This is a genomic window from Streptomyces sp. NPDC044044 (assembly GCF_056434405.1).
Map to the genome: position 1 here is coordinate 118,973 of NZ_JBWKFG010000004.1, position 18,859 is coordinate 137,831.

Genomic DNA, 18,859 nt, shown 5'->3' on the forward strand with positions numbered 1-18,859 from the left:
CGGCGGACTCCGCGAAGCCGCGGGCCGAGGCCTCCGGGGACATCTCCGGCGAGCCCTCCCGGCCCGGACTGCGCGAGCGCAAGAAGCAGCGCACCCGTGACGCCCTGCTGCGTGCGGCGCTCGAGCTCTTCACGACCAAGGGGTACGAGGAGACGACGGTCGACGAGATCGCCGAAGCCGTCGACGTCTCCCAGCGCACGTTCTTCCGGTACTTCACCAACAAGCAGGAGACCGCCTTCGCCGTACAGGAGATGGTGGAGCAGCGGTTCGTGGAGACGCTGCGCGAACGCCCCGCCGACGAAACGCCGTTCGTCGCCCTGCGCGGAGCCGTCATCGGCGCCTGGGACGCGATGGGGCGGTCCATCGAAGAGGTGGTCCCCGTCGAACTCCACATGCGCACCTATCAGATGATCGAGTCCACCCCTTCCCTGCTCGCCGCCCACCTGCGCCGCTCCATCGAGATGGAGGAAGAGATCGCGCGAGTGATCGCCGAGCGTGAGGGGCTCGACCTGGACACAGATCCGCGACCACGCGTGGTGGTGGCCGCGTTCAGCGGAGTGATGCGCGTGACCGGGCGACTCTGGGGCGCGGGCGAGGACTCGAGCGTGGAGTCGATCCGCGCGATCACCGAGATGTATCTCGACCATCTGGGGCCCGCGTTGACGGAGAACTGGCGCGCAGAGTGACTGCTCGCGCACTCCGTGTCGTGTTGCCGAGCAGAGCAACCCATCGAACAAATCAACACGCTGAGTGACTGATTGATGCGCCGTCAGTAACGACGCGCTCCGAGTGCGCCGCGCACATGCGCCGCCTACGGAGTGTGACGAAAGTGCTCAGAGTGCGCCCGCTATGCCTCAATTACCCCACAGGAAACGTGATCTGCCTCACCCGGTGCACGGTAGGCATCACGATTCTCCTAGGGTGTTCCGTAGTGACTTCCTTCGACTCCTCCCCTCAACTCAGCGCCTGGCGCGCACTGCTTGCGCTCGCCGTGGTGTTCGTCATGCTGGCAACCACGGGCTGGACCGCGGTGCGCCACCACAAGGACGCCGCATCGCCGCTCGCGGCCTCGCTCTCCGCTTGGGAGCACGGGCACATCAACGGACGGGCCCTGCCCGACGCCAGTGCCCCGGCCGGCAAGCTCGCTCATTTCTTCGCCTCGCTCAGCGCGCAACAGCGCACCCGACTCGCCACCCGCTATCCCCTTGCGGTCGGCAACATGAACGGTGCCCCCGTAGAGCTGCGATATCGCGCGAACCACATCGCCCTTGACCAGGCGCGCAAGACCGAGCGACAGCGCATGCACGACAACCGGCTCTCCCCTCTCGGGCAACAGGAGGCGGAGCGCAGAATGAAGCGCTTCGGCGTGATGATGCATCCGGGTCGGCAGGTCCTGGCCTTCGACCCCATGGGGTCGGGTCGTATCGCCGAGGTCTTCGGAAACCTCGACCAGGCGTCCCGGGTGTCGGTCGTCGTGCCCGGGGTGGACACGAACCTGCTGACCTTCGAGCGGACGAACCGCAAGTACTCGGCGCCCGTCGGCATGGCCAAGGCGCTGTACCGCGCGGAGCACTCGGCGAGCCCACGCGCGCGTACCGCCGTGATCGCCTGGGCCGACTACACCGCGCCCATCGGCCTCGGTGTGGACGCGGCCACGTCCATGCGCGCGGACGAAGGCGCGATCCGGCTCAATTCATTGGTGCGCGGGCTTCCCGGGCACTCGCCTGTCGCGCTGTACTGCCACAGCTACGGCTCCGTGGTGTGTGGGGTCGCGGCACGACAGCTGCCCTCCCGCGTCTCCGACATCGCGGTCGCGGGCAGCCCCGGCATGCGCGCCGACACGGCGTCGCAGCTGGGCACGGGTGCCCGGATCTGGGCCACCAGGGACGGCGACGACTGGATCCAGGATGTGCCAAACATGGAGGTCGGCGGGCTCGGCCACGGTGCCGACCCCGTCTCCCGGGACTTCGGCGCGCGGGTGCTGTCCGCGCGGGGCGCGATCGGCCACACCGGCTATTTCGAGCCGGGTACGGAGAGCCTCAGCAACTTCGCCGACATCGGCATCGGTTCGTACCGCTCAGTGCGGTGTGCGAGCGGGGATGACGCGTGCCGGAAGGAATTTTCCGCCACGACAGTGGCCTGACGCGCGTAGAAATCGACAAAACAGCGGCACGCCGCAGGAGGGACGGAGGCGCGCGTGCCGCCTACGATGAGCCGCATGGGTGACGTACTGGCCGGATTTCATGCCGCCTGGGAGTTCGAGTCCGACTCCGTGCTCATCCGCTTCGAACGGGGGATCCGCACGCCGAAGCTCCTTCAGGCGCTCGGCGAACGCCGCATCCCGCACGAGGCGATCGCGGCGGTGACTCTTACTCCCGGCAAGCGAGGGACGGTCGTCCTGCACGCCGTGCCGAGACCGGGGGCGGATCCCCTGATGGAGGCGGCCGCGGGCCAGCTCAAGGACGGCTGCGACCCGTATCGGCTCGTGCTGCCCGCTGAGCGCGAGACGCTGGCCGAGTACTACGCGGACGAGCTGCGGGCGCAGATCAATCAGGGTGACTGCGGGCCGCCGGACCGCTACCTGGTCGCCGCACCGGAGATTCCGCTGCAGTTCAAGGCGTACGACGGGAAGGCGTCCTTCGACGGCAAGTCGGTGGCCTTCCGGTGGTTCTGGACGGGCGCCTCGTCCGCGAAGTGGAAAGCCGGCGACCAGAGCTTCCTGGTCACGGACCTGAGCGGCGTCGAGTGGCGCTCCCCCGAGGTCTTCGAGGGGCATCTCCGGCTGCTGCGCCGTGAGACCCCGCTCGCCCAGCCCGCGCAGGCGGACCAGGACCCCGCGGCCGTCGTCTTCGGCCTCGGATACGGCCCGGTTCACGAATCGCTGCCGTTCGCGGCGTCGGTCCTCGCCGCGGTGCGGGCATCGGGTCCGGCCCTGACGCCCGGCACGGTCCCGGGCACCGCCCCGGTGACCCGCCGCGACCCGGCGGACATCGCGGAACGCATCCGGCACCTCGGTGAGCTGCACCAGGCGGGTCTGCTCACCGACGAGGAATTCACCACGAAGAAGGCTGAGCTGCTGGCGGAGCTGTGACCCGGCCGGGGGGGCGCTGCCTGGCCGGGCGGGGTCGGGCTGGGCGGAGTCGGGCTGGGCCTGGGGGCTGGGCTGGGCTGGGCTGGGCTGGAGAATCGTGGTCCGCGGGTCATCGGGTTACGGGTCGTGGGTCATGAGCTGTGAGTCTTGGAGTTACGGGTCGTGGGTCACGAGCTGTGAGTCATGGGGTTACGGGTCGTGGGTCATACCTGGGTATCGCGAGAAGCCGGGTTCCTACCCGGGTATGAGGTGCAGGTCAGCTCCGCGGTACGACGGCGTACGGCGTGCGCCATGTCTACGCTGATCAGGCCATGAGCAGCTCATCGACACCACCGGACCAGGATCCCCGCACACCGGCCGCCGAGCCGGACAGGCGTGGGGTCACCCTTCAGCGTGCGACCGCGGGCGTCCGCGAAGGGCTCGGCAGGACAGGGGCCTTCCTCTCGACGCCCGCGGGGCGGACCGAGCCCCTCCTCGCCCGGGCGCCCAAGCGCTGGATGCGGCTGCTGCCCATGATCGCCGCGCTGGCCTTCGTCGCGGCACTCATCCCCGTCACCACCCAGGTACTGACGAACGACTACGGGGTGAACGGCGGCCTGGCGGGCGCCTTGGGTGTCGCCCAGGCCGCACCGCTGCTGCTGGCGGTCAGCCGTCCGCTGGCCGCCTGGTGCATCATGATCGTCGCGGATGTCTTCGGGGCGATCGTGACACTGTCCGTGGGCCACGACCGGCCCGCTCCCTGGACGGCCATGATCATCGTGGGTTACGTGGTCGTGTGTCTCCTGCTGTCCCTGCGCGAGAGCCGCCGCACACTCCTGGGCATCTGGCTCGTCACCGTCGTCGTGAGCCTCGTCCTCGGTGCGTTCCGCGACGACGGCGGCCAGGACACCAGCGTGCTGCTGATCGTGCTGAGCGGTGTCGCGCTGCTGCTCGGCGCCTTGCTCCGTGAGCGTGGCGACGCACAGCGCAGACTCGTCGAGCAGGAGACCATCAGCGAGGCCGAGCGCGCCCAGCGCACCCTCCTCGAGGAACGGGCCCGCATCGCCCGGGAGTTGCACGATGTCGTTGCCCACCACATGTCGGTGATCACGGTCCAGGCCGACTCCGCGCCCTACCGCCTCGACGGCCTTCCGGACGCGGCACGTGAGGAGTTCGGGAGCATCGCAGCCAGCGCCCGTGAATCCCTCACCGAGATGCGACGGCTGCTCGCGGTGCTGCGCAGTGAGGGCACACCGGGTGAGCGGTCCCCGCAGCCCGGGCTCAGCAGGCTGCCGCATCTGGTGGAAGCGACGGTGCGCGCCGGCATACCGATCGATCTGTCCCGCCCTGAACTGTCGGTGCTCACGCAGCTGGCCGACGTCACACCGGCCGTCGACCTTTCCGCATACCGCATCGTCCAGGAAGCCCTGTCGAACGTGATGCGGCACGCGCCGGGAGCGCACACCACCATCACCGTGACCCTGGACGAGGAGCATCTGCTGATTCTCGTGGTCAACGGCCCACCCACCGAGACACCCGACTCATTGGAGCACAGCGGAACAGGTCACGGACTCGTCGGCATGCGCGAACGCGTACGGTTGGTCGGCGGCACGGTCGACGCCGGGCCGCTGCCCGACGGTGGCTTCCGTGTGGCGGCCCAACTCCCCCTCCTGAAAAAGGACTCCGGATCCGCATGACCATCCGCGTGATCATCGTCGATGACCAGAACATGGTGCGGGCCGGGTTCGCCGCACTCCTTGCGGCCCAGAGCGACATCGACGTCGTGGGCGAGGCTCCGAACGGCAAGGTCGGAGTCAAGGTGAGCCGCAAGACCCATCCCGATGTCGTCCTGATGGACGTCCGGATGCCGGAGATGGACGGACTCGTCGCGGCGCGCGCCCTGTTGGACCCGCCGCCCGGGGTGGTGCACGTGCCGAAGGTGCTGATGCTCACCACCTTCGACGTGGACGACTATGTGTACGAGGCGCTGCGCGCCGGAGCCTCGGGCTTCCTCCTCAAGGACGCCCCGCCCGCCGATCTGATCTCGGCGGTACGCGTGGTGGCGGCGGGCGACGCTCTGCTCGCTCCGTCGGTGACGCGCCGCCTGATCACGGACTTCGCCAAGCAGCGGCCACGCAATGACCAGTCGCTGCGGCTGAACGGCCTGACTCCGCGTGAGACCGAGGTACTGGTGCTCATCGCGCGCGGCCTGTCCAACCAGGAGATCGCCGAACATCTGGTCCTCGCCGAGCAGACGGTGAAGACCCATATCGGCAAGGTCCTCTCGAAGTTGGACCTGCGGGACCGCGCACAGGCCGTGATCTTCGCCTATGAGTCCGGCCTGATCACGCCCGGAGAGCAGTAGACCTCTCGCCCAAGCCCTCTCGCCCGCCCTCACTCCCATACCGCGGTATGAACTCCACATACCCCGGTATCACCTGCGAGTTGGCTCCCCAGTGTGAGGTGCCGCGGGGCACCGTCTCCCTACTTTTCCCCTCGTCACGCCGGAGCGTGCCACGAGATGGGGAGGGAGACGGGCCATGCGCCTTCGTTCTTGGAAAGCCCGCGGGGGCTGGAAGACCCGCAGCAAGCGGACGCTGATCGCCGCGGCGCTCACGACGACGATCGTGGCCGGCACGGCCGGTTGGGCCGTCGGCAATGAACAGCAGCCGCTCACGGGCCCGCCACCGGGCACGCAGGCCTGGCGCGCGGACCATACGTGGGGGGTTCGGCTGCCGGATCCGGCGACCGCGTCCCCCGCCCGAGTCGCCGCGTTCTTCGACTCGTTGAGCGAGGCGCAGCAGCACGGTCTGGTCACTCGGCACCCCTCGGTCGTCGGCAATCTGGACGGCGCCCCGACCGCCCTGCGGTTCGAGGCCAACTCCCTTTACCTGAAAGCCGAGCGCGCCCGCGAGCGGGCCCGCGTGAGCGACCCCAGCCTCACCCTGCAGGACCACGAGCGGGCCCGGTCCCTCGTCGCACGTTACGAACAGCTCCTGAGCCCCGATCGCCAGATACTCGCCTTCGATCCGCGCGGCAGAGGACAAGTGGCCGCGGTCTACGGCGACTTGGCGAGCGCCAAGCACGTGTCCGTTGTCGTGCCGGGATCCGACATAGATCTGAGCACCTTCGACCGCTCGAACGACGAGTACGGCACTCCGGCCGGGATGGCTCGCTCCCTGCACGCCGCGGCGGGCAACGACACAGCCGTGGTGGCCTGGGTCGGGTACACCACTCCGGTCGGCCTCGGCCCCGACGCCGCGACGGGACGGCTCGCGGAGGCCGGCGCGCCCCGGCTCGCGCGGTTCGTGCAGGGCCTGACAGCCTCGGGCGCCCCACGCCCCGCGGTGTTCTGCCACAGCTACGGCTCCGTGGTGTGCGGCTTGGCGGCTCCACGACTGACGGCGTCCGACCTGGTGGTGCTCGGCTCCCCCGGCATGCGTGCGGACAGCGTGGCCGATCTGCACACCTCCGCCCGCGTCTGGGCGGCCAAGGACGACAGCGACTGGATCGGTGACGTGCCGAACGTCGAGCTGTTCGGCCTCGGCCATGGCGAGGACCCGGCCGACCCGGGATTCGGCGCCCGACGGGTTCCCGCGGAGCGAGCCGAGGGCCACACCGGCTACTTCGCCCCGGGGACCGATTCCCTCAAGGCCTTCGCCTCCATCGCGGAGAGCACTGCCCACGGCACGCCGGACAACGGCACCGCCGCGACTGCGCCTGCCGCCGACGCCCGCCCGATCGGAGAGCGGCCATGAGCCTCACCCCACTGACCACCCTGCGCAGAACGGCGTCGGCGATCGACGCCAAGACCCCCGCCCATCGTGACCGGGCCATAGACGGGCTGCGTGCGCTCGCCCTGCTCGCCGTGCCGACCGGGCACTGGCTGCTCGGCGGATTCACCCTCGACGCGGGCGGCGCGCTGCACAATGCCAGTCCTCTGGCTTCGTTCGGATTCTTCGCGCCGCTCAGCTGGGTGCTGCAGATGCTGGGCATCTTCTTCCTGGTCGGCGGCTATGCCTCCGTCCTTTCGTATCGCCGGGCTGCGGCGCGCGGCGAGTCGACCGGGCGTTGGCTTCGCGGGCGGGTGGCGCGGCTCGGTCGTCCGGTCCTCGGAGTGACGGCCGTCTGGGCCGCGTTGATCCCGGTGCTGTACGCGATGGGAGTGCCGGGCACGACACTGCGTACGGGCTCCACGCTGGTGATTCAGCCGCTGTGGTTCGTCGGGATCTATGCGGTGATCACCGCGCTCACCCCATGGTGCATCAGGGCGGCCGAGCGGCTCGGTGCCTGGGCCGCGGCGCCACTGCTCGGCTCGGTCGCAGTCGTCGACTTCCTGCGCTACGGCCCGTTCGGGGACGCCATGCCGTCCTGGCTGAGCCTGTTGAATCTGCTGCCCGGCTGGATGTTCGCCTATCAACTGGGCGTCAGCTGGGGCGAGAAGAAGCTGGGCAGGCGCGGTGCGTGGCTGCTGCTCGTCGGAGGGACAGCCCTCTTCGCCGCGCTGCTGCTCGTCCTTCACTATCCGGCATCGATGGTCGGCGTCCCTGGTGAGGCGCGGACGAATTCGCATCCCCCGTCGCTGCTGGTCCTGGCGCTGGCCGCCGCGCAGAGCGGTGCGGCGATCCTGTTGCGCGAGCGGATCGGCAAGTTGCTGCGCAGGCCTGCCCTGTGGGCGCCGGTCGTCGTGATCAACCTGTCGGCGATGACGATCCTGTGCTGGCACCAGACGGCGATGCTCGCAGCGGCCATGCCCGGCTCGTTCCTCGGCGGCACGGTGCCAGGGTTGACGGCGGGCCCGGACACCTGGGGCTGGATAGCCGCCCGGATCGCCTGGCTTCCGGTCTTCGGGGCGCTCCTGCTGCTGATAGGCCGCTACACCCGCGGCTTCGAGGCTCCGTGGAAGCGGGCCACGTACGCGCGCCGGGCGCTCACCGGGCTCCTGGCGGCCGGGTTCGCGGTCTTCGCGCTGGGGCTGGCGTGACCAGCGGGAGCGCGTGGGCACCTCCCCCATGCCCCCATGCCCCCACTCCCCCACGCCCCCACCCTGCGGAGCCGACAGCCCGCTGCTCACTGCCCGCTGCCCGCTACTCGTTACTCGCGGCCCGCCGAAGTGAAGGTCATGTCGGCGTAGCGGTCGCCTGCGACCTGGGCGGCTATGGGGTCCAGCAGGGCGAGTTCGGAGGAGGTGAGTTCGAGGCGGGTGGCCGCGGTGTTCTCCTCGACGCGGGTGCGCTTGCGGGTGCCGGGGATGGGGACGACGGCCAGTCCGTGGGCCTGGGCCTGCTGTTGGACCCAGGCGAGGGCGACCTGGCCGAGGCTCGCTCCATGGGCGTCGGCGACCGTGCGGACGGGCTCGAGGAGGGCAGCGTTGGCGGCGGCGTTGTCGCCGGTGAAGCGGGGCTGCTGGCGGCGGAAGTCGCCCTCGCCGAGCTCCTTGTCGGCGCTGACGAACGAGCCGGTGAGGAAGCCGCGGCCGAGCGGGGAGTAGGGGACGAGGGCGACGCCGAGTTCGGCGGCGACGGGGACCACGCCCTGCTCGATGTCACGGCTGAAGAGCGACCACTCCGACTGGAGGGCGGCGATGGGGTGGACAGCGTGGGCGGCGCGGAGTTCGGGGCCGGTGACCTCGCTGAGGCCGAGGTGCTTGACCTTGCCCGCGGCGACCAGCTCGGCCATCACACCGACGGTTTCCTCGATCGGCACCTCCGGGCTGCGGCGGTGCATGTAGTAGAGGTCGATGACGTCCACGCCGAGGCGCTGGAGGCTGGCGTCGATGCAGGCGCGGATGTACGCGGGGTCGTTGTTGATGATCCGCTTGGTCGAGTCGTTCGGGTCGATGGCCAGGGCGAACTTGGTGGCGAGGACGACCTCGTCACGGTGTGCCTTGAGGAAGGGAGAGAGGAACTTCTCGTTCTCACCGGCGGCGTAGGCGTCGGCGGTGTCGTAGAAGGTGACGCCCAGGTCGAGGGCTCGCTCCAGGGTCGCCCTGGCCTCTTCGGCGTCGGTGGGGCCGTAGGCGAAGCTCATGCCCATGCAGCCGAGTCCCTGGACGCCGACCTCCGGGCCGTCCGTCCCGAGCTGCACCTTCGCGATCGGGTCGGGAGTCGTGCCGGCGGTGCCGGTCGTCGCAGCCGGCTCGGGGGTCTGGAGGGTCTGGGAGGTCTTGGGCGTCTCTGCGGTCATCGGTTTCAGGGCCTCTCCGACGCCGGGCGGGCGTCAGCGTAAAAGTTGATCTTGTAGTCGAGCACGGCGAGCGTGTCCTGGAGCTCCGTTATGCGGGTGCAGACGTCGCGGCGGGTCTGTTCGAGGAGTTCATGGCGCTCGGTGAAGGTGTGGTCGCCCTCGCGCACCAGCTCGGCGTAGCGGACCATGTCCGCGACCGGCATGCCGGTCAGGCGGAGCTTGCCGACGAAGGTGAGCCAGTCCAGATCGCGGTTGCGGTAGCGGCGCTGGCCCGTGTGGGAGCGGTCGATGTGGGGCATCAGGCCGATTCGCTCGTACCAGCGCAGGGTGTGTGCGGTCAGGCCGATGAAGGCGACGACCTCGCTGATCGTGTAGTGGTCCTGTCCGCTCGGGCGGGGGTGCGCGGTGGGTGCCGAGGCGCAGGCGTCCGCCTTGGTGTCGGCGCCGTCGGTGCTGTCGGTGCTCTCGGCAACGCCGGCAGCACCGGCAGTACCCCCCGGTACTGCGGGCACGGCCCGTGCGGGGTCCTGTGTGCGGGTGGTCTCGGTCTCCATCACCGTCATGACCACCAAGCTAGAACCTTGGAGTGCGCTCTAAGCAAGCAGAACCGGGAGGAAATAATGTGACGGAAGCAAACCCTGGGAAAATCGGAGGACGACGCTTCGCGTGGTGACTACGGTGCCGATCATGAGTGTTGTGCGTCGCGCCACGCCGGACGATGTCGAGGAACTGATCAGGCTGCGGCAGGTGATGATCGACTCGATGTTCGCCACCGGCTCGGCGGCCGCCACCGAGTCCGACACCAGCTGGCATGCCGAGTCCCTTCCTGTCCTGCGGGACAAACTGGCCGATCCGGAGGGCAACTTCGCCGCCTTCGTCGTCGACCGTCCCGGCCGCCCCGGGAAGCTCGCGGCGCTTGTGGTGGGGACGCTGGAGTACCGCATCGGGCGGGCGGGCAATCCGCGGGGCGTCATGGGCTGCGTGTTCAGCGTCGCCACCGATCCGGATCAGCGGCGGCGTGGGTATGCGCGGGCCTGCATGGAGGTGCTCCTCGACTGGTTCCGGGAGCATGGTGCGGGGAGCGTCGATCTCAATGCGTCGGCGGAGGCGGAGCCGTTGTACGCCTCGCTCGGCTTTGTGCGCAAGCCCGACCCCTCGATGCGGTTGAGCCTGTAGGGCGCTTAGGCTCGTACGTATGCAGAGCCTGGCGTTGATCGAGAACTGGCCGGTCCCCACCGCTGCCGCCGCCGTCGTCCGCGCGGACGGCACGGTCGTCGGGGCGCACGGGCCCACCGGGCACCGTTTCGCGCTCGCTTCGGTGACCAAGCCGCTGGCGGCGTACGCGGTGCTCGTGGCGTACGAAGAGGGGGCCGTCGAGCTCGATGAGCCCGCCGGGCCCGAGGGGTCGACCGTGCGGCACCTCCTTGCGCACACCAGCGGGCTGGCGTTCGACGAGCACCGGGTGACGGCGCCTGCCGGGACGCGGCGGCTGTACTCGAACGCGGGGTTCGAGGTGCTCGGGGATCACGTCGCCAAGGCGACGGACATTCCCTTCGGGGAGTATCTGCGACAGGCCGTGCTCGAGCCGTTGGGGATGGGGGCCACCTCGCTCGACGGGGACGCTTCGCCCGCCAAGGACGGGGTCTCCACGGTCGATGACCTGGTGAAGTTCGCCGCCGAGGTGCAGGCGCCGCGGTTGCTCGATCCGCGGACGGTGGCGGAGGCTATGTCCGTGGTGCATCCGGGGCTCAAGGGTGTGCTTCCCGGGTACGGGCATCAGAGTCCCAACGACTGGGGGCTCGGGTTCGAGATTCGGGACTCCAAGTCGCCGCACTGGACGGGGAGTTCCTCGTCACCTCGGACGTTCGGACACTTCGGGCAGGCCGGGACGTTCCTCTGGGTCGATCCCGACGCGGGGGCGGCGTGTGTCGCTCTGGCGGACCGGGCGTTCGGGCCGTGGGCCGTCGAGGCGTGGCCCCCGTTCACCGACGCGGTGCTTGCCGAGATCTGAGGGGACAAGGCCGGGGGCCTTGTGGCGACCCTGGCTTCACGCTCACCCGGCCATCTCCCACACCAGCATCTCCGCCGCACCCTCCCGCGTGGCCACCGCCTCCAAGTCCTCCGCGGCCGTGATCCGCGCCGCGTCCCCCGCGGCCAACTGCTCGCCGCCCAGGTGGACTTCGCCGCGTACCACGTGGACGTACGCGAAGGGGGCGTCCGGGATCGCGGTGCGCTCGCCCGCGCCGAGTCGCCGGACGTGCAGGAGCGCGCCCGCCGCGGGGACCGCGTACGGAGTCGAGTCCGCGATGCCGTGGACCACCTCGTAGGACGGTTCGCCGCCGGGCTTCAGGGGGGACAGCCACATCTGGACGAAGATCAAGGGGGCCTCGCCGTCGTTGCGTTCCACATGGCGGACACCGCCGGCCGCGCTCAGGTGCTGGACGTCCCCGGGGCCCACGACCGACGCGTGCCCGGCCGAGTCGCGGTGGGTCAGCTCGCCCTGCGCCACCCAGGTCACGATCTCGGTGTGGCTGTGCGGGTGTTCGTCGAAGCCCGCGCCCGGTGCGAGACGCTCTTCGTTGCAGGCCAGGACCGCGCCGAAGCGGAGGTTGTCCGGGTCGTAGTGCGGCCCGAAGGAGAAGGCGTGGAAGGTCTCGATACCGGCACCGGGCTCCCCGCCGCGGTACCGATCGCCGGAGCGCCGTACATCAATCACACACCCCACGTTAGACCCGGCACCGCACGCCCCCGTCCCGATAAGGCAGTCTTGTCCCCGTGCCCGAACCCTCTGCGAACGAAGCCCGCCCGGACGCCCATCAGGCAGCCCACGAGGAAGCCGCGCGCCACGAGGAGGCCGCCCGTCAGGACGCGCACCGGAAGGCCCACGCGCACTCAGCCACGCTGAAGCGCCTGGAGCAGTCGGCCGGCAGCCTCGCGGCGCAGGCCATCGCGCGCATGGACGAGACGCTGTCCTGGTACCGGGCGATGCCTCCGGAGAACCGCTCCTGGATCGGCCTGGTGGCGCAGGCCGGCATCGCCGCCTTCACCGAGTGGTTCCGCCACCCCGACGCCCCCCAGGCCATCTCCACCGACGTCTTCGGCACCGCCCCGCGCGAGCTGACCAGGGCGATCACCCTGCGCCAGACCGTCGAGATGGTGCGTACGACGATCGAGGTGATGGAGTCCGCGATCGACGAGGTCGCGGCCCCCGGCGACGAGTCCATCCTCCGCGAGGCGCTCCTCGTCTACGCCCGCGAGATCGCCTTCGCCACCGCGCAGGTCTACGCGCAGGCCGCCGAGGCACGCGGTGCCTGGGACGCCCGCCTCGAGTCGCTCGTCGTGAACGCCGTGCTCTCCGGCGAAGCCGACGAAGGGGCGGTGAGCCGGGCCGCCGCGCTCGGCTGGAACTCCCCCGAGCACGTCTGCGTCGTCCTGGGCACGGCACCCGACGGCGACAGCGAGCTCACCGTCGAAGCCATCCGCCGCGCCGCCCGGCACGCCAAGCTCCAGGTCCTGACCGGGGTGCTCGGCGACCGCCTGGTCGTCATCGCGGGCGGCAGCGACAATCCGCTGCAGGTCGCGAAGGGTCTGATCGGTCCGTACGCGGCCGGTCCCGTCGTCGCCGGGCCCATCGTCCCCGACCTGCTCGCCGCCACCCGGTCCGCGCAGGCCGCGGCCGCCGGGCTCAAGGCGTGCGCCGCCTGGCAGGACGCCCCGCGTCCCGTCCTCGCGGACGATCTCCTGCCGGAGCGCGCGATCGCGAGCGATCCGGCCGCGCGCGACCAGTTGGTGGAGGAGATCTACAGACCACTGGAGGTAGCGGGCTCCGCGCTCCTGGAGACTCTCAGCGTCTATCTGGAGCAGGCCAGTAGCCTCGAAGGCGCCGCCCGGATGCTCTTCGTGCACCCCAACACCGTGCGCTACCGGCTGCGACGTGTGACTGACGTCACCGGCTGGTCGCCATCGGACGTACGCTCCGCATTCACGCTGCGGATCGCGCTGATCCTGGGGCGTCTGGCCGACGGAGATCTCCAACCGTAGGATTTTGTCGACCCCCTACAATTCCCCCAGCGGTTCTTCGTCCCTGTCCCCACGGGCGGCATGCACCGCCCACAAGAGAGAGTGTGAGAGTGCTCGTACTCGTCGCTCCCGGCCAAGGCGCTCAGACGCCCGGCTTCCTGACTCCCTGGCTCGAACTCCCCGGCGCGGCCGACCGCCTCGGGGCTTGGTCGGACGCCATCGGCCTGGACCTTGCCCACTACGGCACGCAGGCCGACGCGGACGCGATCCGCGACACCGCCGTGGCCCAGCCCCTGCTGGTGGCCGCCGGTCTGCTCTCCGCCGCGGCACTCAGTGACGCCCTGGCCGCGAACAAGCCCGGCGCGGTCGCGGGACACAGCGTCGGCGAGATCACCGCAGCCGCCTATGCCGGTGTGCTCAGCGACGACGCCGCGCTCCGTCTCGTCCGCACCCGGGGTCTGGCCATGGCCGACGCCGCCGCGGTCACGGAGACCGGCATGGCGGCGCTGCTCGGCGGCGACCCCGAGGTCACCATCCCGCACCTGGAGAAGCTCGGCCTGACGCCGGCGAACGTGAACGGCGCGGGGCAGATCGTCGCCGCGGGCACCGCGGAGCAGATCGCGGCGCTCGCCGACGACAAGCCCGAGGGCGTCCGTCGCGTCGTGCCGCTGAAGGTCGCGGGCGCGTTCCACACGCACCACATGGCTCCCGCGGTCGCCACGCTCGAGGAGGCCGCCAAGGCCCTCGACCCGGCCGACCCGAAGCTGACGTACGTCTCGAACCGCGACGGCCAGGCCGTGGCGACCGGCACGGACGTCCTGGCCCGCCTGGTCGGCCAGGTGGCCAACCCGGTGCGCTGGGACCTGTGCATGGAGACGTTCAAGGAACTCGGTGCCACGGCGATGATCGAGCTGTGCCCCGGTGGCACACTGACCGGTCTCGCCAAGCGCGCCCTGCCCGGTGTCCGGACGGTGGCCCTCAAGACACCCGACGACCTCGAAGCCGCTCGTGAGCTCATCGCCGACACCGCATCCGCCGCCGACGCGGCGGGTGCCTGAGAAGGAGCCAGGAGAGCATGCCGAAGATCAAGCCCAGTAAGGGCGCCCCGTACGCGCGCATCATGGGTGTCGGCGGCTACCGCCCGACTCGTGTCGTGCCCAACGAGGTGATCCTCGAGACGATCGACTCGTCCGACGAGTGGATCCGCTCCCGCTCCGGCATCGCGACCCGCCACTGGGCCTCCGACGAGGAGACCGTGGCCGCGATGTCCGTCGAGGCGTCCGGCAAGGCGATCGCCGACGCGGGCATCACCCCGGAGCAGATCGGCGCGGTCGTCGTGTCGACCGTCTCGCACTTCAAGCAGACCCCCGCCATCGCGACCGAGATCGCGGACAAGATCGGCGCGGGCAAGCCCGCCGCGTTCGACATCTCCGCCGGCTGCGCGGGCTTCGGCTACGGCCTGACGCTCGCCAAGGGCATGATCGTCGAGGGCAGCGCGGAGTACGTCCTGGTCATCGGCGTCGAGCGGCTGAGCGACCTCACCGACCTGGAGGACCGCGCGACGGCCTTCCTGTTCGGTGACGGCGCGGGCGCCGTGATCGTCGGCCCGTCCCAGGAGCCGCAGATCGGCCCCACGATCTGGGGCAGCGAGGGCGACAAGTCCGAGACCATCAAGCAGACGGTGGCGTGGAACGAGTTCCACGTCGGCGATGTCTCGAAGCTGCCGCTCGACAGCGAGGGCAACATCAAGTTCCCTGCGATCACGCAGGAAGGCCAGGCGGTCTTCCGCTGGGCCGTGTTCGAGATGGCGAAGGTCGCCCAGCAGGCGCTGGACGCGGCCGGGATCACCGCGGACGACCTGGATGTCTTCATTCCGCATCAGGCCAACGAGCGGATCATCGACTCGATGGTGAAGACTCTGAAACTGCCGGAACACGTCACGGTCGCCCGTGACGTGCGCACCACCGGCAACACGTCGGCAGCCTCGATTCCGCTCGCGATGGAGCGGCTTCTGGCGACCGGCGAGGCGAAGAGCGGCGACACCGCGCTCGTCATCGGCTTCGGGGCGGGCCTCGTGTACGCCGCCACGGTCGTTACCCTCCCCTAGGCATCACGTACGGATCACCCGATCCGTACGGCTTTAACCAACCTGCCGCTGCCGCGGCGGGCGCCACACCCTCTGGATACATAGAAGGAGCGCCAACATGGCCGCCACTCAGGAAGAGATCGTCGCCGGTCTCGCCGAGATCGTGAACGAGATCGCCGGCATCCCGGTCGAGGACGTCCAGCTGGACAAGTCCTTCACCGACGACCTGGACGTCGACTCGCTGTCCATGGTCGAGGTCGTCGTCGCCGCCGAAGAGCGCTTCGACGTCAAGATCCCGGACGACGACGTCAAGAACCTCAAGACGGTCGGCGACGCGACCAAGTACATCCTCGAGCACCAGGCCGCCTGACCAGGCTGCTCTGCTGTCGCCACCCGGCGGTGGCGCCGCTGATCCCCTCAACACCGTGGAGAATTTTCCTGTGAACTCGACCAATCGCACCGTGGTCGTCACCGGTATCGGCGCAACCACACCGCTGGGTGGCGACGCAGCCTCGACCTGGGAAGGCCTGCTCGCGGGCCGTTCCGGTGTCAGTCTTCTCGAACAGGACTGGGCGGCCGAGCTTCCGGTCCGCATCGCGGGCCAGATCGCGGTCGAGCCCGGCGAGGTCATTCCGCGTCCGCAGGCCCGCAAGCTTGACCGTTCGGCGCAGTTCGCGCTGATCGCGGCCAAGGAGGCCTGGGCCGACGCGGGGTACACCGCGAAGGCGGGCGAGGACACGTCCGTGGACCCCGACCGTCTCGGCGCGGTCATCGCCTCCGGCATCGGCGGCGTGACCACCCTGCTCGACCAGTACGACGTGCTCAAGGAGAAGGGCGTACGCCGCGTCTCCCCGCACACCGTGCCGATGCTGATGCCCAACTCCCCGGCGGCCAACGTCGGCATCGAGCTGGGCGCCCACGCGGGCGTGCACACCCCCGTCTCGGCGTGCGCCTCGGGCGCCGAGGCCATCGGCTACGCGATCGAGATGATCCGCACCGGCCGCGCCGACGTCGTCGTCGCGGGTGGCACGGAGGCGGCGATCCACCCGCTGCCGATCGTCGCGTTCGGCAACATGATGGCGATGTCCAAGAACAACGACGACCCGCAGGGCGCCTCGCGCCCCTACGACGTCGACCGCAACGGCTTCGTGCTCGGCGAGGGCGCCGGCGTGATCGTCCTCGAGTCCGAGGAGCACGCCAAGGCCCGCGGCGCGAAGATCTACGCGGAGGCCGTCGGCCAGGGCATCTCGGCCGACGCCCACCACATCACGCAGCCCGAGCCGTCCGGCAACGGCATCGCGGCGGCGCTGCAGAACCTCATCGACACGACGGACCTCAAGCCCGCCGAGATCGTGCACGTGAACGCGCACGCGACCTCGACGCCGCAGGGTGACGTCGCCGAGATCAAGGCGCTGCGCAAGGCGTTCGGCCACGACGTCGACCACATGGCGATCTCCAGCACGAAGTCGATGACCGGTCACCTGCTCGGTGGCGCGGGCGGCGTGGAGACCGTGGCCACGGTCCTCGCGCTGAAGAACCGCATCGCCCCGCCGACGATCAACATCGAGAACCTCGACCCCGAGGTCGACGCGGACGTCATCCGCGACGAGGCCCGCGCACTGCCCGAGGGCAGGATCGCGGCGCTGAACGACTCGTTCGGCTTCGGCGGCCACAACGTCGTCCTGGCGTTCAGGACCGTCTGAACCGGCCGTACGTAACCGAAGGGGCCCCCACCGCCTGGTGGGGGCCCCTTCGCGTACGCATCACACGACCTGGTGCAACCACCGCACCGGAGCGCCCTCACCGGCGTACCGGAAAGGCTCCAGCTCGTCGTCCCAGGGCTTGCCGAGCAGCTTGGCCAGCTCGGCCTCCAGGTTGCTCTCGCCCCGCTGGGAGCGGGCCAGGGCGGCGCGCAGGCGGTCCTCCGGGATCAGGATGTCGCCGTGGATACCGGTGACCGCGTGGAAGATGCCGAGCTCGGGCGTGGCGCTGTACCGCTCGCCCTCGGCCGTGGAGCACGGCTCCGACGTGACCTCGAAGCGCAGCAGCTGCCAGCCGCGCAGGGCGGAGGCGAGCTTGGACGCGGTGCCCACCGAACCGCGCCAGGAGAACTCGGATCTCCAGCTGCCGGGTGCCGCGGGCTGTCTGATCCAGTCGAGGTTGACGCGCGCGCCGAGTACGCCCGCGACTGCCCATTCGACGTGCGGGCACAGCGCGCGCGGTGCGGAGTGCACGTACAGAACTCCACGTGTCGTCACCGGGACCTCCAGTGTGGGTCGAGGTTCGCCTTCCCCAGCGGCCTCGCGCCCGTGCCGAGCGTTGTGGCCCCGAATTCGGGAAACTCCCGAAAACGGGACAGATGTGACGTGATGTAATTTAGCGGAACCGAAAGAGCAGGGTGCCACTGGGTGGCGAGGCTACCGTGCGGCGGAACAAGGAGTGTGACGTACCGTCGGTCCCAAGGCCAGGAATCACCCACCATTCACTCGCAGGGGCGCCGAAACGGCGCGGTCGGCCTAGGACGGGCTACGACAACAGAGGGGACCTGGGGATGCGGAACCGAAGGCACCGCGCGCGTGCCGCCGTCGCCACCGCGACGGCGGTTCTTCTCGGCGCCACCGCGCTCACCGCGTGCGACGCATCCGGCGGCGACTCCCCCGCACCCAAGGGACCATCGGCGCACGACAAGCCGTCCCCCAAGCCCACCCCGACCTGGGACACGAGCCCGAACTCCCTGGCGGCCGTCGGCGACTCCATCACCCGCGGCTTCGACGCCTGCTCGGTCCTGGCCGACTGCCCCGAGGCGTCCTGGGCGACCGGCACGGATTCCGAGGTGCGCAGCCTCGCCACGCGCCTGCTCGGCAAGGAGCGGGCCGCCACGCACAGCTGGAACTACGCGAAGACCGGCGCCCGCATGACGGATCTCCCCGGGCAGGTCGAGCAGGCCGCGCTCAAGCGCCCCGAGCTCATCACGGTGATGGCGGGCGCGAACGACGCCTGCCGCCCCTCGGCGGATTCCATGACCCCGGTCGCCGAGTTCCGCGCCGACTTCGAGGACGCGATGCGCACGCTGCGGCGCGAGCTCCCCAAGACCCAGGTGTACGTCACCTCCGTGCCGGACCTGAAGCGGCTCTGGTCCCAGGGGCGCACCAACGCGCTGGGCAAGCAGATCTGGAAGCTGGGCATCTGTGCCTCGATGCTGGCGGACCCGGACGACCTGGACGCATCGGCGACGCAGCGGCGTGCCACGGTGCAAAGCCGCGTGGTCGCGTACAACGACGTGCTCAAGGACGTGTGCGCGAAGGACCTGCGCTGCAGGTACGACGGCGGGGCGGTCTTCGACTACCGCTTCGACGGCGACCAGTTGAGCCACTGGGACTGGTTCCACCCCAGCAAGAACGGCCAGTCGCGGCTCGCGGAGCTGGCCTACCGGCAGGTGAAGGCCAAGAATCCCAAGGATCCCGGGGCCTGAGGTCCGGGCGGCCCGGCGTAGGGTC

Annotated in this window: 19 protein-coding genes; 15 read left to right on the forward strand and 4 right to left on the reverse strand. The window is 70.1% G+C overall.

Going from position 1 to position 18,859, the window contains the following annotated elements; all coding sequences use genetic code 11:
- Nucleotides 1–41: 41 nt before the first annotated feature.
- The 7 genes from AC07AG_RS16300 (at nucleotide 42) to AC07AG_RS16330 (ending at nucleotide 8,054) form a co-directional block, all read left to right on the forward strand.
- Nucleotides 42–686: a TetR/AcrR family transcriptional regulator gene (locus AC07AG_RS16300; protein WP_478756291.1), complete on the forward strand. Its 645-nt coding sequence runs from the start codon at nucleotides 42–44 to the stop codon at nucleotides 684–686.
- A gap of 245 nt (nucleotides 687–931) precedes the next feature.
- Nucleotides 932–2,143, forward strand: coding sequence for an alpha/beta hydrolase (locus tag AC07AG_RS16305; protein WP_478755763.1), 1,212 nt, complete (start codon nucleotides 932–934; stop codon nucleotides 2,141–2,143).
- Between the two features lie 66 nt (nucleotides 2,144–2,209).
- A complete protein-coding gene (locus AC07AG_RS16310; protein ID WP_478756292.1) occupies nucleotides 2,210–3,091 on the forward strand; it encodes a DUF4429 domain-containing protein in 882 nt (293 codons plus the stop codon).
- Nucleotides 3,092–3,402: 311 nt separating this feature from the next.
- The gene (locus tag AC07AG_RS16315; protein ID WP_478755764.1) at nucleotides 3,403–4,767 is read left to right on the forward strand and encodes a sensor histidine kinase; all 1,365 of its coding nucleotides are present in this window, start codon (nucleotides 3,403–3,405) and stop codon (nucleotides 4,765–4,767) included.
- Nucleotides 4,764–5,435: a response regulator gene (locus AC07AG_RS16320; protein WP_478755765.1), complete on the forward strand. Its 672-nt coding sequence runs from the start codon at nucleotides 4,764–4,766 to the stop codon at nucleotides 5,433–5,435. Before AC07AG_RS16315 ends, AC07AG_RS16320 begins: the two co-directional genes overlap by 4 nt.
- 175 nt (nucleotides 5,436–5,610) lie before the next feature.
- Nucleotides 5,611–6,828 (forward strand): alpha/beta hydrolase, encoded by a 1,218-nt coding sequence (locus tag AC07AG_RS16325; protein ID WP_478755766.1) that lies wholly within the window; start codon nucleotides 5,611–5,613, stop codon nucleotides 6,826–6,828.
- Nucleotides 6,825–8,054: an acyltransferase family protein gene (locus tag AC07AG_RS16330; RefSeq protein ID WP_478755767.1), complete on the forward strand. Its 1,230-nt coding sequence runs from the start codon at nucleotides 6,825–6,827 to the stop codon at nucleotides 8,052–8,054. Before AC07AG_RS16325 ends, AC07AG_RS16330 begins: the two co-directional genes overlap by 4 nt.
- A gap of 110 nt (nucleotides 8,055–8,164) precedes the next feature.
- Here AC07AG_RS16330 and AC07AG_RS16335 read toward each other — a convergent pair whose 3' ends face one another.
- Nucleotides 8,165–9,106, reverse strand: a complete 942-nt coding sequence (locus AC07AG_RS16335) for an aldo/keto reductase (protein WP_478756293.1) — start codon at nucleotides 9,104–9,106, stop codon at nucleotides 8,165–8,167.
- A gap of 155 nt (nucleotides 9,107–9,261) precedes the next feature.
- On the reverse strand, nucleotides 9,262–9,819 hold the full coding sequence (locus tag AC07AG_RS16340) for a MerR family transcriptional regulator (RefSeq protein ID WP_478755768.1): 558 nt from the start codon (nucleotides 9,817–9,819) through the stop codon (nucleotides 9,262–9,264).
- A 124-nt stretch (nucleotides 9,820–9,943) separates the two neighbouring features.
- On the opposite strand from AC07AG_RS16340, the gene AC07AG_RS16345 reads away from it, so the two are divergent.
- A complete protein-coding gene (locus AC07AG_RS16345) occupies nucleotides 9,944–10,432 on the forward strand; it encodes a GNAT family N-acetyltransferase (RefSeq protein ID WP_478755769.1) in 489 nt (162 codons plus the stop codon).
- A gap of 19 nt (nucleotides 10,433–10,451) precedes the next feature.
- Nucleotides 10,452–11,267, forward strand: coding sequence for a serine hydrolase domain-containing protein (locus AC07AG_RS16350; RefSeq protein WP_478755770.1), 816 nt, complete (start codon nucleotides 10,452–10,454; stop codon nucleotides 11,265–11,267).
- Between the two features lie 42 nt (nucleotides 11,268–11,309).
- Here AC07AG_RS16350 and AC07AG_RS16355 read toward each other — a convergent pair whose 3' ends face one another.
- A complete protein-coding gene (locus AC07AG_RS16355; protein ID WP_478755771.1) occupies nucleotides 11,310–11,972 on the reverse strand; it encodes a pirin family protein in 663 nt (220 codons plus the stop codon).
- A 185-nt stretch (nucleotides 11,973–12,157) separates the two neighbouring features.
- On the opposite strand from AC07AG_RS16355, the gene fasR reads away from it, so the two are divergent.
- From fasR to fabF, 5 genes are all read left to right on the forward strand, one after another.
- Nucleotides 12,158–13,297, forward strand: a complete 1,140-nt coding sequence (gene fasR, locus AC07AG_RS16360) for a fatty acid biosynthesis transcriptional regulator FasR (protein WP_478756294.1) — start codon at nucleotides 12,158–12,160, stop codon at nucleotides 13,295–13,297.
- Nucleotides 13,298–13,386: 89 nt separating this feature from the next.
- Nucleotides 13,387–14,334 carry an ACP S-malonyltransferase gene (locus AC07AG_RS16365; RefSeq protein ID WP_478755772.1) on the forward strand — a complete coding sequence of 316 codons (948 nt, stop codon included), beginning with the start codon at nucleotides 13,387–13,389 and terminating at the stop codon, nucleotides 14,332–14,334.
- A 17-nt stretch (nucleotides 14,335–14,351) separates the two neighbouring features.
- On the forward strand, nucleotides 14,352–15,383 hold the full coding sequence (locus AC07AG_RS16370) for a beta-ketoacyl-ACP synthase 3 (protein ID WP_478755773.1): 1,032 nt from the start codon (nucleotides 14,352–14,354) through the stop codon (nucleotides 15,381–15,383).
- A gap of 97 nt (nucleotides 15,384–15,480) precedes the next feature.
- Nucleotides 15,481–15,732, forward strand: a complete 252-nt coding sequence (locus AC07AG_RS16375; RefSeq protein ID WP_190139683.1) for an acyl carrier protein — start codon at nucleotides 15,481–15,483, stop codon at nucleotides 15,730–15,732.
- Nucleotides 15,733–15,802: 70 nt separating this feature from the next.
- On the forward strand, nucleotides 15,803–17,065 hold the full coding sequence (gene fabF, locus AC07AG_RS16380; protein ID WP_249590116.1) for a beta-ketoacyl-ACP synthase II: 1,263 nt from the start codon (nucleotides 15,803–15,805) through the stop codon (nucleotides 17,063–17,065).
- A 60-nt stretch (nucleotides 17,066–17,125) separates the two neighbouring features.
- Here fabF and AC07AG_RS16385 read toward each other — a convergent pair whose 3' ends face one another.
- Nucleotides 17,126–17,620, reverse strand: a complete 495-nt coding sequence (locus AC07AG_RS16385; protein WP_478755774.1) for a DUF3145 domain-containing protein — start codon at nucleotides 17,618–17,620, stop codon at nucleotides 17,126–17,128.
- Between the two features lie 293 nt (nucleotides 17,621–17,913).
- Here AC07AG_RS16385 and AC07AG_RS16390 point away from each other — a divergent pair, with 293 nt between their 5' ends.
- Nucleotides 17,914–18,834 carry an SGNH/GDSL hydrolase family protein gene (locus AC07AG_RS16390; RefSeq protein WP_478755775.1) on the forward strand — a complete coding sequence of 307 codons (921 nt, stop codon included), beginning with the start codon at nucleotides 17,914–17,916 and terminating at the stop codon, nucleotides 18,832–18,834.
- Nucleotides 18,835–18,859 lie beyond the last annotated feature (25 nt).